At 47.4% G+C, this 13383-nt stretch carries 14 protein-coding genes; 11 read left to right on the top strand and 3 right to left on the bottom strand.

Features of this window, described 5'->3' with window-relative positions; all coding sequences use genetic code 11:
- The first annotated feature begins 9 nt into the window (after nt 1-9).
- From BJR36_RS05940 to BJR36_RS05900, 9 genes are all read left to right on the top strand, one after another.
- Entirely contained in the window at nt 10-1521 is a 1512-nt protein-coding gene (locus BJR36_RS05940; RefSeq protein WP_091231512.1) for a DUF5702 domain-containing protein, read from the top strand.
- Nucleotides 1522-1550: 29 nt separating this feature from the next.
- Nucleotides 1551-2555 carry a TadE/TadG family type IV pilus assembly protein gene (locus BJR36_RS05935; protein ID WP_091231509.1) on the top strand — a complete coding sequence of 335 codons (1005 nt, stop codon included), beginning with the start codon at nt 1551-1553 and terminating at the stop codon, nt 2553-2555.
- A 21-nt stretch (nt 2556-2576) separates the two neighbouring features.
- Nucleotides 2577-3014 carry an A24 family peptidase gene (locus BJR36_RS05930; RefSeq protein WP_091231507.1) on the top strand — a complete coding sequence of 146 codons (438 nt, stop codon included), beginning with the start codon at nt 2577-2579 and terminating at the stop codon, nt 3012-3014.
- A gap of 5 nt (nt 3015-3019) precedes the next feature.
- On the top strand, nt 3020-3478 hold the full coding sequence (locus BJR36_RS05925; RefSeq protein ID WP_091231503.1) for a TadE/TadG family type IV pilus assembly protein: 459 nt from the start codon (nt 3020-3022) through the stop codon (nt 3476-3478).
- Nucleotides 3471-4985 carry a DUF6382 domain-containing protein gene (locus tag BJR36_RS05920; protein ID WP_091231501.1) on the top strand — a complete coding sequence of 505 codons (1515 nt, stop codon included), beginning with the start codon at nt 3471-3473 and terminating at the stop codon, nt 4983-4985. The genes BJR36_RS05925 and BJR36_RS05920 overlap by 8 nt, the downstream gene beginning before the upstream one ends.
- A 148-nt stretch (nt 4986-5133) precedes the next feature.
- Complete coding sequence (locus tag BJR36_RS20675; RefSeq protein ID WP_242875474.1) at nt 5134-6348, top strand: rhomboid family intramembrane serine protease; 1215 nt, start codon at nt 5134-5136, stop codon at nt 6346-6348.
- A gap of 20 nt (nt 6349-6368) precedes the next feature.
- Nucleotides 6369-7370, top strand: coding sequence for an SCP2 sterol-binding domain-containing protein (locus tag BJR36_RS05910; protein WP_091231498.1), 1002 nt, complete (start codon nt 6369-6371; stop codon nt 7368-7370).
- A 108-nt stretch (nt 7371-7478) separates the two neighbouring features.
- A complete protein-coding gene (locus BJR36_RS05905; protein WP_091231496.1) occupies nt 7479-7889 on the top strand; it encodes an HIT family protein in 411 nt (136 codons plus the stop codon).
- A gap of 103 nt (nt 7890-7992) precedes the next feature.
- Nucleotides 7993-8544, top strand: a complete 552-nt coding sequence (locus tag BJR36_RS05900; RefSeq protein ID WP_091231493.1) for an RNA polymerase sigma factor — start codon at nt 7993-7995, stop codon at nt 8542-8544.
- 99 nt (nt 8545-8643) lie between these two features.
- On the opposite strand, the gene BJR36_RS05895 is transcribed toward BJR36_RS05900, so the two are convergent.
- From BJR36_RS05895 to BJR36_RS05885, 3 genes are read right to left on the bottom strand one after another with little or no spacing between them, the layout of a single operon-like run.
- Nucleotides 8644-9711 carry an undecaprenyldiphospho-muramoylpentapeptide beta-N-acetylglucosaminyltransferase gene (locus tag BJR36_RS05895; RefSeq protein WP_091231491.1) on the bottom strand — a complete coding sequence of 356 codons (1068 nt, stop codon included), beginning with the start codon at nt 9709-9711 and terminating at the stop codon, nt 8644-8646.
- Nucleotides 9712-9725: 14 nt separating this feature from the next.
- Entirely contained in the window at nt 9726-10595 is an 870-nt protein-coding gene (locus BJR36_RS05890; RefSeq protein ID WP_091231487.1) for a radical SAM/SPASM domain-containing protein, read from the bottom strand.
- Nucleotides 10596-10599: 4 nt separating this feature from the next.
- Entirely contained in the window at nt 10600-10860 is a 261-nt protein-coding gene (locus tag BJR36_RS05885) for a TIGR03905 family TSCPD domain-containing protein (RefSeq protein ID WP_091231484.1), read from the bottom strand.
- A 327-nt stretch (nt 10861-11187) separates the two neighbouring features.
- Here BJR36_RS05885 and BJR36_RS05880 point away from each other — a divergent pair, with 327 nt between their 5' ends.
- Together BJR36_RS05880 and BJR36_RS05875 are read left to right on the top strand one after the other, a co-directional pair.
- Nucleotides 11188-11886 (top strand): 5'-methylthioadenosine/adenosylhomocysteine nucleosidase, encoded by a 699-nt coding sequence (locus BJR36_RS05880; RefSeq protein ID WP_091231481.1) that lies wholly within the window; start codon nt 11188-11190, stop codon nt 11884-11886.
- Nucleotides 11887-12019: 133 nt separating this feature from the next.
- Entirely contained in the window at nt 12020-13369 is a 1350-nt protein-coding gene (locus BJR36_RS05875; RefSeq protein ID WP_091231479.1) for a glucose-6-phosphate isomerase, read from the top strand.
- Nucleotides 13370-13383 lie beyond the last annotated feature (14 nt).

The following is a 13383-nucleotide window of genomic DNA, read 5'->3' as shown; positions in this document are numbered from 1 at the left end:
GGTGGAAACATGCATACTGTAAGGGGAAATTCAGAAAAGGCCGGATTCTGCGGGCAGATAACGATTTTTTTATCCCTGATCATGGTTCTGGTTCTGTCGCTGATACTGACTGCGGCTGAAGCGGCAAGAATACAGGCGGTCAAAATCCAGATAGAGAACATAACAGACATGGGGCTGGATTCGATCTTTGCAGAATACGACAGAGGGCTGCTTGAAAAATATGATCTTTTCTTTGTGGATGGTGCCTGCGGGGGGAGTGCTCTTGTCCGGGAGAATATGGGGACGCGTTTAAGAAGCTATATGGAATATAACTATATGCCGGAAAAAGGAGAGATTCATCAGGAGAATGCCGATTTGTGGAGGGCGCGGCCTGAAAAGGTGGCTGTTTCCGGAATTATGCGGGCTACCGATTACGGGGGAGCGGTTTTCAGGGAGCAGGCAGTCGCATATATGAAGGACAGGACCGGAATAGATAAGCTGACATGGCTTTTTGACATGCTTCGGATCACCGGCGGCACCGACAGCGGAGGACAGACATTCACGGAAAAAAGCAGGGAGAACAGGCAGGACAGGAAAACCCTTGAGAAAGAAGCCGAAAGCCTGCCTGACAAAAGCGCCGGGGAGACAGAAGACCCTTCGGCTGCAATCGAAGAGCTGAAGAAAACGAGCATCCTCAACCTGGTGCTGAAACATCCGGAACAGGTATCGAACAAAAAAATAACCCTTACAGATGCACCTTCCAGGAGGAAGTTCCAGAAAGAGGAAATCCCCCTTGAAGAAGACAATGAAACCAGCCAGAAAATAACAGAGCTCCTGTTCGATGAATATATTCTGGAAAAATTTCCATCAGCCCTGGATACACCCGCGGGGGGTGTGCTGGATTATGAGGCTGAATATGTACTGATGGGAAAGGACAGCGACATCAGGAACCTGGAGGGAACTACCCAGAGGCTCCTTCTGATGAGGGAAGGGGCAAACTTCCTTTATCTGATGGGTGACAGCGCGAAATGCAGCGAGGCATATGCAATGGCGGCTGCCCTTGCAGGATATACCGGTATGCCTCCTCTCATCAAGGCGGTACAGATGTCGATCCTGCTGGCATGGGCATATGGGGAGAGCATAATCGATGTCAGGTATCTGCTGTCAGGCGGACGACTTCCGTTCATTAAGACTGCAAAGGACTGGCAGCTCAGCCTGGAAAATCTTCCGCAGCTTCAGAAGCATCTCGACAGGCAGGGAAACGGAGACAGTTCCGCACCTGGCTATGAGGATTATCTCAGGGTGCTGCTCTATGCCGGATCGGGAGACGAAAAGCCCATGAGATGCCTGGATATTATAGAAAAGGAACTCCAGATGGAAGAAGGAGCGGAGGGGCTGCGGATGGAGAACTGCATTGCCGGAGCAGCCGTATCCATGACTTGGAAGGCGGAAAGCCTGTTTTTTTCCTTTCCGTTCATGAAAAGCCAGCAGTATCTTGAAGACGGATATTATTTCAGCATTGAAAAAAGCTATTCTTATTGAGGAAATCAGAGGCGAGGGGGTGAGTAGCGATGTCCTTACATAAAGGACCCGTAAAGGAAAAAATAGCAAAAAAAGTATTAAGGAATAGAAACTATCAACCATACAAAAAGAATATGCAGGACTCTCTCCGGACACATCTTATCCCATTTACCCCAATGAATGGATATATCGGGAACAAGAAAGTAAGGACATCGCTATTCACCCCGTTCACGGGCGGAGGAGAGGCAAAACAGAGCTGCAGGGGAAGCCTGACTGTCGAGGCTGCCTGCGCCCTTCCTCTCTTCCTGTTTGCCATGTTCACAATCATGTACTTCATGGAAATCATGAGGCTCCAGACAGACATCGGTTCGGTGCTCTGTCAGACAGGGCGGGAAATGGCGGAGTACGGATATGCGGTAGAACATGCGGCAGGACTTGGAACTGAACAGGGGAAGGCAGGAGGAATTGCCGCATCGGTCATGGGAGACATCTATGTGAAAAACAGGATCGTATCGGAGCTGGGAAAGGATTATCTGAACAGTTCCTGTATAGTGGGAGGAAGCAGCGGAATCAGTCTGGCACGCTCTGTGTTTATGGGGGAAAGCGACGAGATAGACCTGATCGCAGAGTATGAGATCAGGCTGCCTTTCTTTTCCTTCGGGGTTCCCGGAATTCCTGTTGTACAGCGGGCAAGGGTAAGGGCATGGACTGGATACGAAGGCGGATCAGGAAATGCCGGAAGCAGGGAAGAAATCGTTTATATAACAAGGACGGGAACCGTATATCATCGGAATCCCGCCTGCACCCATCTGAAGCTTTCCATAAGGCAGGTCCCTGAGTCCGGAATCGCAGATATGAGAAATGCCGACGGAAGCAGGTACCTGAGCTGCGAAATCTGCAAAAAGAAAGTCCGCATCCCCGGGATGGTATACATTACGGATCAGGGGGACTGTTACCACCTTTCGCTTGATTGTAGCGGGCTGAAAAGGGGGATAATCGCCATTCCGATTTCAGAGGTGGGCGGCAGGAGACCATGTTCGAGATGTGGAGGATAGAGGGGAAAAGGAGGTAAAGGAATGGATAAAACGCTTTTCAACCATATATGTGTGGGAAGCTTCCTTGCAATCTGCACGGCAACAGACATCAAAACCAGGAGGGTGTTTCTGGCGGTACTGGCTGTATTTGGAATTACAGGCATCGCAGGTCTTGTCCTGTATGGCGGAAGCAGCCTTCCCGGAATTCTGGGTGGAATAGGAATCGGAGCAGTCATGATCGGAATAAGCCTGGCAACCGGAGGAGCGGTAGGACTGGGTGATGGGCTTGTGCTTGCCGTAGCAGGCCTGTATCTGGGGTTTGCCCGGAACGTCGAACTTCTTGCAGGAGGGCTGTTTCTGGCGGCAGCTTATTCGATTTTTCTTCTGGCTGTCAGACGGGCAGGGCGGAAAAAGGAAGTGCCCTTCATCCCGTTCCTGTTCCTGGCGTTTTTGGGAACCATGTTTTTCCAGGGGAGGTGATTGATATGAAGACAGGAACCGCAGGTATGAAAGGAAGCTGTACCGTAGAAGCGGCCATGATCATGCCGGTTGTCATTGCGGCCGTTGCAATCGTGATCTATTCTGCTTTCTATCTGCATGACAGGACCGTGCTGAACGGAATTGCATATAAGGCAGCCCTGCGGGGGAGCCAGGCGGGTGAGGGCGATAAAGACCTTATGGCTGCCGGAGCCAGGAATATGGCGGTGGAATTTATGGAGCACAGGCTTCTGGCTGCAAGAAACGTTAAGGTGACGGCCCGAGTGGAAGAAGGCGCCGTAAAGGTGGTCTGTGACGGCGAATTCCATATTCCGACAGGCATGATAACAGGTATTCTGAGTGAGAAGGAGATGCCCCGTATCAGGGCTGAAAAAAGGGTTGAAATCAGGGAGCCGACAGCATTTATAAGAGATTGCAGGAAAATAATGAAATTGGCTGATGAATAAATTATGGGAAGGCAGGGGAGAACATATGCCGGAAATCGAATTTAAGAGGGACTTGAATAACAATTACCTGATCATGGAAATAGATGGTGAAATATCCGCGAGCGATTATCAGATCAGGATGATAACCGTAAATGCAATAGGGGGACTGTTAAAATGCAACACCAGAATTCTCGACGGGAAGATAAAGCTGTATTTTGAGATTACTTCAAAGCAGCCGATAGCCAGGATTTATGAGAAAAGGATGATTGGCCTTGAGGACATCGGCAAGCTGATAATGGGCATCAAAAAAGGCCTGGAAAGCGCCAGCGAGTATCTGCTCGATGCCAACAGCCTGATTCTTGATCCTGAATATATTTATATGAACATAGGGACGGGAGAGCTGTATTTCTGTTATCTCCCCTATTCGGGAAATGAAGTCTCAGCCTCTTTCCATAAGCTGACGGAATATATTCTTGAAAGGCTTGACCACGGCGACAGGGACGGGGTAATGATTGGTTATGAGCTTTATATGAAGACAAAGGGAGAGAACTACAGCCTGGACGCCATAATGGGAGAAATAATTACAAAAATGGGAAAAGATCAGGAAGCAGTTCGGGAGGAAGCTGACCGGCCCGAACCGGAGGATATGACGGATACGGCAGGGGAGGAGGATTACGGTCTGAGGAAAACGCTGCCGGTAGCTGGAGAAAGGCCGCCGCAGAAATCTGTTTGGAGACCGGTGAAGATTGCAGCAGGCGCTGCTGCAATTGCGGCGGCTGGCTATGTGGCCATGTTCAGAACGGATTTTTTTGTGGAAATCAGTCCGGTCAAAGCCGGAGCGGCACTGCTCGTAGTCGGCGCCGTCGCCGTGTTTGCCGCCTGCAGGGGAAGAGAGCTGAAGAAAGCGGAAAAGGAATATGAGGATCTGGTGATAGATCTTGGGGAAGAGAAAAGGGGCGAAAGACGGGATGGGATGCTGATCAGCAACAGCCTGGAACCCCAATGCAGACCGGATACGGGAAAACAGGCGGACCCAGGAAAGCATCCGGACCCAGGAAAGCATCCGGACCCAGGAAAGCATCCGGACCCAGGAAAGTATCAGGATGCAGGAAACTGTCAGAACACCGTAAAATATCAGCACACAGAAGATGAAAAAAAACTTGCCGATTCGGGCTTCAGCGACGTATCCGAAAGATATGGAGACACCATGCTGCTTGCATACAGGCCGAATATGCAGCAGAGGAAGCTGGTTGGGCTGGATAAGGAATTTGGCGTAGAAGTACCCGTCCAGAAGTTCCCGTTTATACTGGGAAAAATGCCGGATGCATCGGACTGGGTCATCAGAGGCGAAGGTGTCAGCAGAATGCATGCTGAATTTTCACGGGACGGAAACCAATATTATGTAAAAGACCTAAATTCTACCAATGGAACTTTTCTCAATGGCACAAGGCTGGAGGCAAATGAGACCAGGGAACTGAATATTGGTGATGAGGTATGCATAGGGCGTATTCCTTTTTGTTTCAGATAAGAAAACCAGTCGGTAAATTCTGTTTTCACAGCATTCAAATAGCTTTTCACAGGTTGACATAGCATGCTTGAAGTGATAAGGTTTTTATATCAAAAAGCTTGAAGACGCTTATGCTTATACAGCAGCGTGAAGAGGAGAAAAAGAAGGAATGCTGAAAAAACTAGACGCGAAGCTTAGAGCAGAAGGTTACAACCGAATCACATCAAATATTCCCGAGATCGGAATTTATTACAAATCCAGTGATGGCGGTGTAAGGATAATTCCGGTGGTAGATTATCATTTCGGATTTCACTTCAGCGGAAACCAGTACCAGAACCTGATCAACCAGATCCGCAATCTGTTTGTGAAGAAAGGGTATGAACAGATAGAAATGCTGAGTCTGATTCTTGCATGGGACGTGCATGATGCCGGCATGATGAGCCAGTATGGATGTCCGCGCTGGATTATCGATGTAAATGCAGTGCAGCTGCTGATCTATGAAGACCAGCCCATTGATTTCCATGGCTTGAGCGGACTGGTGAACGATGTCATCGAGGAAGAAACGCAGGCGGCTCGTAAAAAAGCGGCTGATGAGACAGAGAAGAAGGATATCGAGGAAGCGGTGCAAAGAGCAGCCCTGAAAGCCAGGAACATGGCTGAAAATAAGGATGGAACAGAAGCAGCGAAAGAGGCCGTGAAGGAAGCTGTTAAGAATGTCCTGACGGAGCCTGCTGCAGTTGATAAAGCAAAGACAAAGGCTGCGATTGCAACCCTTTTCCATAAGAAGGCAGTCATCAACACACTGATCGTACTGATCAACATCATTGCATTTATGGTCCTGGAAATAGGCGGCTCCACAACGGACGCGGCATATATGGTGGAAAAAGGCGCCATGTTTGCGCCCTACGTCCTTGACAAGCATGAATACTACAGGTTCATTACCTCCATGTTCATGCATTTCGGAATAGGGCATCTGACAAATAATATGCTCATACTGTTCTTTGTAGGGGATAACCTTGAAAGGGCAGTCGGAAAACTCAGATACATGGCGGTATATTTCATCAGCGGGATTGGCGGGGGGGTTCTGTCCTTCCTGTTCAACAGCGGAAGAGACGAGCTGGTGGTATCGGCAGGGGCATCAGGCGCCATTTTTGGCATCATTGGTGCGATGCTTTATGTGCTTATTGTAAACAAGGGAAGACTCGAAGATCTGACAGCAAGAAGGGTTGGTCTTCTGATTTTCTTCAGCCTTTACTACGGCTTATCCAGTTCGGTAATAGACAACTGGGCCCATATCGGAGGTCTTATCGCAGGCGGAGCAGTCGCATTTATCCTCTATAAGGGACCCAAAGCGGAAGCCAGGGATACGGAAAATAAAGACTAGAAGACAGAGAGGAATTTGTTATGAAGATTAATATTTATTATGGGGGACGGGGGCTGATGGACGACCCTTCGCTTTATGTCATAGGAAAGATGCAGCAGGTATTTGAAGAGCTGCATGTAAGCGTAGAGCGCTTTAATCTGCAGGAGCAGAAAAATGTGATAGCAACACTTCCACAGACGTTAAAGGGTGCAGACGGAATTATACTTGCCGCAACGGTAGAGTGGATGGGAATAGGCGGATATATGCAGCAGTTCCTGGACGCATGCTGGCTGTACGGCGACAAGGAAGAGATAAGCAGAATCTATATGCAGCCGGTGGTCATGGCGACCACCTATGGAGAAAGGGAAGCCAGTCTGACACTGACCAACGCATGGGAAATCCTCGGAGGACTTCCAGCCAGCGGATTGTGCGGATATGTGGAAAACCTGCTGGAATTCGAAATGAACAAGGATTATGGACAGATCATAGAGAAAAAGGCCGAGATGTTCTACAGGGACATTTCACAGAAAAATAGAAATCTTCCTACAAGCAATCTCGCAGTGAAGCAGAATATCCATAGGACGAAGGGTATCAATCTGACGCCTCAGGAGAGTGAACAGCTTTCAAAATATGTTTCGGATGACCGGTATGTGAAAAGGCAGAAGGAAGATATTGAAGAACTGGAAATGATGTTTAAAGGAATGCTCGGCAAAAAAGATCTTGATTCTGAGGCGGAATATATAAGGGATTTTGAAAATCATTTTGTTCCGTCGGAGGATTTCAGGGCTTCCTATGTATTTGTACTGAATAATAAGAAAAAGAACCTTATCGTTGAAATAGATGGAAAAGAACTGAAGTGCAGCTATGGAACGCGCGAAGGGGCGGACGTGGAAGTGAAACTGAATTCGGAAGCCATGGACAATATCGTGGCGGGGAGGATGACTTTCCAGAGAGCTTTTATGGCAGGGGAGTTGACTGCAAAAGGAAATTTTAAAGATCTCAGAATGCTTGATCAGATTTTTGTGTTTTCCGATAATTACTGACAGCAGGAAAAGGAAAAAGCAGCCATGTGTGAAACCACGTACTGAATAGTTCGGGAGCACATAGTTCACCTTTTTAGTATATATAGAACATTAGGAGGAGAGTCAATTATGAAGGACAGCAACTGCATTTTCTGCAAGATTGCAAATGGGGAAATACCATCCGCAACAATTTATGAGGATGGGGAATTCAGAGTGATTCTGGACAGGGGACCTGCAACATGGGGGCATGCACTGATACTGCCGAAAGAGCATTTTTCGGACATCTATGAAATCGAGGATGAGGTCCTGACAAAGGCATTTGTGCTGGCAAAGAAAATGGCCGAGAGAATGACTGAGGTCCTTAAGTGCGACGGATTTAATATCATTCAGAATAATGGAAGCCCGGCAGGGCAGACCGTGTTTCATTTCCATATACACCTGCTTCCAAGGTATACGGATGATGGTGCAAAGATAGGCTGGAAGCCGAATGAAATCAGTGATGAGGACCTTAAGAAATGCCTGGAGCAGTTTTCTGAATAAATTGAAGAGAACAGATGAAGAAGCATTAACCAAAGGGTGTAATTTAAAAAGCTGGAAATAGCAGGCAGAAAAATCAAAGAAGAGGGTAAATTTCGGGGGAGTTATGGAAAGGGAGAAGGAAGCAGAATTTCGGGGTGTTTATGCGGAGTATAATGTACTTATTTATGCGCTGATCGTGAAGAGGGTAAGAGACCACCATATTGCGCAGGATATAAGCCAGGATACTTTTTTCAAGCTATATATGAATATGGATGAGCTTTGTACAGAAGTAATCAGAGGGTGGCTGATCGTCACCGCATGCAATGCGACAAAGGATTACGAGAGAAAGAGAAAAAGAGAAATCATGTTGTCGCCGCGGGAGATGGAACGTTTGGATCGGAATACTGATTCAAATAGTTTCTTTGGGGATTCCCAGAAGAATGGGGATTTCACCGAAGAGCTTCACCAGAGGGAATTTATACAACGGATAATGGAGGAGGTTCAGGAGGCAAACCGCAACTGGTATGATCTGATCACGTTGACGGGATGCTGTGAACGAAGCCAGGAGGAAGTTGCCGAATTCATGGGAATCAGCAGGAATGCCCTTCGGTCAAAGTTGAACCGGGCAAGGAACTGGCTACGGATCAGATATGGCGAGGAATATGGGAAATTATAACAGTAGAAAAGAAACAGGAAAGGAACGCCAACAAATGCGCTCCTTTCCTGTTTCTTTATAATCGTATAGGTATGAAAGGCTGCCGGGGCAGCCCGTCTCCTATTTGCCTGCACATTCCTCAATAAGATCGAGGATTTTATGTATCGGATCTGCCTGGCTTCCAGTGCTCATTTTCGCGATATAGGAATCACGGGAAGCATAGACTTCCTGTATTTTGGAAAGCAGAGTTTCAGAAGTAAGGGACTCCTCTTCAAGCACAGCGCTGAAGCCCTGCCTTTCAAAGGAATGGGCATTTAATATCTGATCGCCCCTGCTGGCTGCTCTGGAAAGCGGAATCAGGATATTTGGCTTTTTCAATGAAAGGAGCTCGCATATGGAGTTGGCTCCGGCTCTTGATATCACAAGATCCGAGAGTGCGAAAATATCGCTGAGCTCTTTTTTGATATACTCGAACTGTGCATAACCGGGCAGCCCGTTAAGATCAGGTTCAGTCTTGCCTTTTCCGCAGATATGTACGACATTAAAGTCCTTTAAAAGTTCGGGAAGGATATCCCTGACAGCCTTGTTGATTGCCGCGGCACCCATGCTGCCGCCGATGATCATAATAGTCTGCCGGTCTTCCGGGAATTCGCAGAAATCAATGGCATCCTGCCTGTTTCCCTGAAGGAGCTCTTTTCTGATGGGAGAGCCTGTAAGCACGGCTTTTCCATGAGGCAGATGGCCGAGGGTTTCTGGGAAGTTGCAGCATACCTTTGTGGCTGCCGGGGTGCAGATCCTGTTTGCGAGGCCGGGCGTCATGTCTGATTCATGTATGATTATGGGAACCTTGCACTTTTTCGCAGCAAGGACTACCGGTACTGTTACGAATCCGCCTTTAGAAAATAATACATCTGGCTTGAGCTGCTTCATGAGTTTCACAGCTTCACTGTAGCCTTTGATGACCTTAAGGGGATCCGTGAAATTCTTGAGATCAAAATAACGCCTTAATTTTCCGGAAGAGATGCCGTAATAAGGGATGCCGAACTCTTCAATCAGCTTTTTCTCGATCCCGTCATAGGAGCCTATATAGCTGACCTCGTAGTCACGTTCTTTCAGGCCCGGAAGCAGAGCGATGTTCGGTGTTACATGTCCGGCGGTTCCGCCGCCGGTAAGAATTATGTTCTTCATTTCTATTCCTCCAATCAAAACCTGTCTTTGAAGCTGCAGTGCCTGCAGAGCTCCTCGGCAGCAGTGCGGTTCCTGAATCCCTCGGCAATGGCGGCTGCACGCTCAGAGCGCAGGATATCAGAAAAGCTTTCCGTGAATATGTTTCCAAGGTTTATGACGCCCTCGCCGTCAAGGCAGCAGGGAACAACGGTTCCGTCGGCAAGAATGCCAATCTGGGTCTTCATTCCATAGCAGAATCCCTCAGTGCTGTAGTGGCTGTTTTCGAGTGAGGGCCATTCAAATTCATAATCGCTGTTTAGGTAAACGCGCTCGGCCAGCTTAACGCCCTTGTCTTTGATATCCGCAGCCACGATGGGACTGTCAAGCCCGAAGGAATGCTCCAGATATTCCAGGATATGCAGGTTGCGTGCGCGGTTTTCAAGAGTCGTATTGTCCCTGTCCAGGTTCCAGAGCCTCAGGGCGGTTATGGTCTTAGTATTTGCACTGAAGTATTTTGCGGCATCCGTAACACTTTTCAGATAGCCCTCAAAATCAATGCCGGTATTGGCATCGAAGCTGTGAAGGGAAATGTTGATCTGACGCAGGCTTTTCGCATTTTTCAGGGCATCGAATGCCTGCGGAATCAGCGTTCCGTTTGTGGTTATATTGGCTGAGACGCCTTTTTCTCCGCAGAGCTTTAAGATTTCTTCAAGCTCAGGGTGCAGAAGCGGTTCGCCCTTTATATGCAGATAGATATAATCCGTATAAGGGCCTGTCTCTTCGAGGACATGCAGGAATTCAGCCGCAGACATGGTGCGCGGCTTTCTTTTTGTCCGGGGGCAGAAGGTACAGGCCAGGTTGCATATGTTGGTTATTTCGACGTAAATCCGTTTGAATTTTTTCATACGATTAAAGATTTGCCGCTTCGGCATCCATAACCATGGATTTCAGTGCCTGTGCAAGCTGGTCAGGGCAGGACGTGCTGCGGAATCCGCATCTTATGCCTGCAAGCCTTGAAACTGCCTCCTCAACGGTCATGCCTTCCACAAGGCGGGAAACGCCCTGGGTGTTGCCGCTGCAGCCCCCCTCAAAGTCAACTGATTTTATGATATGGTCTTCAACCTCAAAGTCGATGCTCTGGGCGCAGACTCCTTTTGTCCTGTATTTCATTTTCCTGCCTCCACGATAAAATTGGTGCCTGTGTTTGCCACAGGCAAATAGATTATAGCAAAAAAAAACATGACATACTAGGTTAAATGAAAAATATTTGGTATAATGGAACCCGTTAAGTTACTGTTCACACGTTGTTTGCGCAAGGTGTTTTTCGTGAGTGCAGCGAAGCGGAAATCACGAAAAACCCGGGGCTTGTAGGGCGAAATGGTGTGTTTTAACCATTTCTGCGCATCGCGAAGCGGAAATCACTAAAAATCCAGCTTATGGACGGGTTGAAAATACAAAATAACAGAAAACGATTCAGGTATAAAAAGGAGAAAAAGCATGAACAGACTGGGAATCATCGGAGCGATGGAAGAAGAAGTGGAAAAACTCAAGGAACTGATGGACGTGAAAGAAGTCGTAAAAAAGGCCTCTATGGAATTCTACAGAGGAACCCTGAAAGGCAGGGAGGCTGTTGTTGTAAGGAGCGGAATCGGCAAGGTAAATGCTGCGGTATGTACCCAGATCCTGGTTGATCTGTTTGACGTTGACGCAGTCATCAATACAGGAATTGCAGGCTCTCTCCAGAACAGGATCAACATCGGGGATATCGTTATATCAAGCGATGCGCTTCAGCACGACGTGGATGCAACGGGATTTGGTTATCCCCTGGGTGAAATCCCAAGGATGGAAACCCTGGATTTCAAGGCTGATCCTGTCCTGGTCGAGGCGGCAAAAGCAGCCTGTGAAGAGGCGAATCCGGACATCAGCACCTTCGTGGGAAGGATCGTGAGCGGAGACCAGTTCGTCTCGGATAAGGCAGTGAAGGAAAAGCTTGTGGAGAATTTCCAGGGATACTGCACGGAAATGGAAGGCGCTGCAATTGCACAGGCCGCATATCTGAACAACGTGCCTTTCGTAATCATAAGGGCAATATCCGACAAAGCCGACGACAGCGCCACAATGGATTATCCGGCTTTTGAAAAGCAGGCAATCATCCATTCTGTAAGGCTTGTTGAGAATCTGGTTTCCAGGCTCTGATCAGAAATAGTTGAGCTTGATTAAAATTCCGTCATTTGCTACAATCAAAATGTCGTAATGGTTACAGAATATCTTGATAACTGTCCGGATGTTTTGCCGGACTGTTGCAATTATGAAAAAGGAGTGTATAAGAATGGGAAATAAGGTGACATTTGATTATTCAAAAGCTTCAGTTTTCATCAATGAGAACGAAGTGAAGGAAATGGGTAAAATAGTTGAAAATGCAAAGAAGGAACTTCTGGCTAAGACGGGAGCAGGAAATGATTTTCTTGGATGGATCGATCTTCCTGTAGATTACGATAAAGAAGAATTCGGCAGGATCAAAGCTGCAGCAGAAAAGATCAAAGCAGATTCAGACGTGCTTCTGGTTATCGGTATCGGCGGATCCTATCTCGGAGCAAGAGCTGCAAATGAATTTTTAGGACACAGCTTCTACAACAACGTATCAAAAGAAACCAGAAAAACACCAGAAATCTATTATGTTGGAAACAGCATAAGCAGCACTTACATCAAGCACCTGATTGATGTTTTAGAGGGAAAAGATTTCTCGATCAATATGATTTCCAAATCAGGAACAACTACTGAACCGGCTATCGCATTCCGCGTATTCAAGAAGATGCTTGAAGAAAAATACGGAAAAGAAGAAGCTGCAAAGAGGATTTATGCAACAACTGATAAAGCAAGGGGAGCCCTTAAGAACCTTGCAACAGAAGAGGGATACGAAAGCTTCGTAGTACCTGATGATGTAGGCGGACGTTTCTCCGTGCTCACAGCAGTAGGTCTTCTTCCAATTGCTGTAAGCGGTGCAGACATCGACAAGCTTATGGAAGGTGCAGCAGCAGGACGAAAAGCTGCCCTTGAAAATGAATTCGAATCAAATGATGCCCTTAAATATGCGGCAGCAAGAAATATCCTTTTAAGAAAAGGAAAAGGAATCGAAATCGTTGCAAACTATGAACCAAGCCTCCACTTTGTATCAGAATGGTGGAAACAGCTTTTCGGCGAAAGCGAAGGAAAAGACCAGAGAGGCATCTTCCCGGCAGCTGTAGACCTTACAACTGACCTGCACTCAATGGGACAGTTTATCCAGGATGGTTCAAGAAACCTTTTCGAAACTGTACTTAACGTAGAGGCTTCCAGATGCGAAATCATCATCGAGGAAGAAGCAGTCGATCTTGACGGCCTCAACTATCTTGCAGGAAAAAGCGTTGATTTCATCAATAAGAGCGCAATGAACGGAACAATCCTCGCTCATACGGATGGCAATGTACCGAACCTGATTGTCAATATCCCTGAACAGAACGAATTCTATTTAGGACAGCTGTTCTACTTCTTCGAATTCGCATGCGGCGTAAGCGGATACGTTCTGGGCGTAAACCCATTCGATCAGCCAGGCGTTGAAAGCTACAAGAAGAACATGTTTGCCCTTCTTGGAAAACCTGGATTCGAAGCAGAAAGAGAAGAACTCCTCAAAAGACTATAAGGTATGATACCTGG

Origin of the sequence: Anaerobium acetethylicum (assembly GCF_900096945.1) — a bacterium.
Lineage (GTDB): Bacteria > Bacillota > Clostridia > Lachnospirales > Lachnospiraceae > Anaerobium > Anaerobium acetethylicum.
The sequence above is the reverse complement of the archived record's forward strand: the minus strand, read 5'-3'. Positions and strand labels throughout refer to the sequence as shown.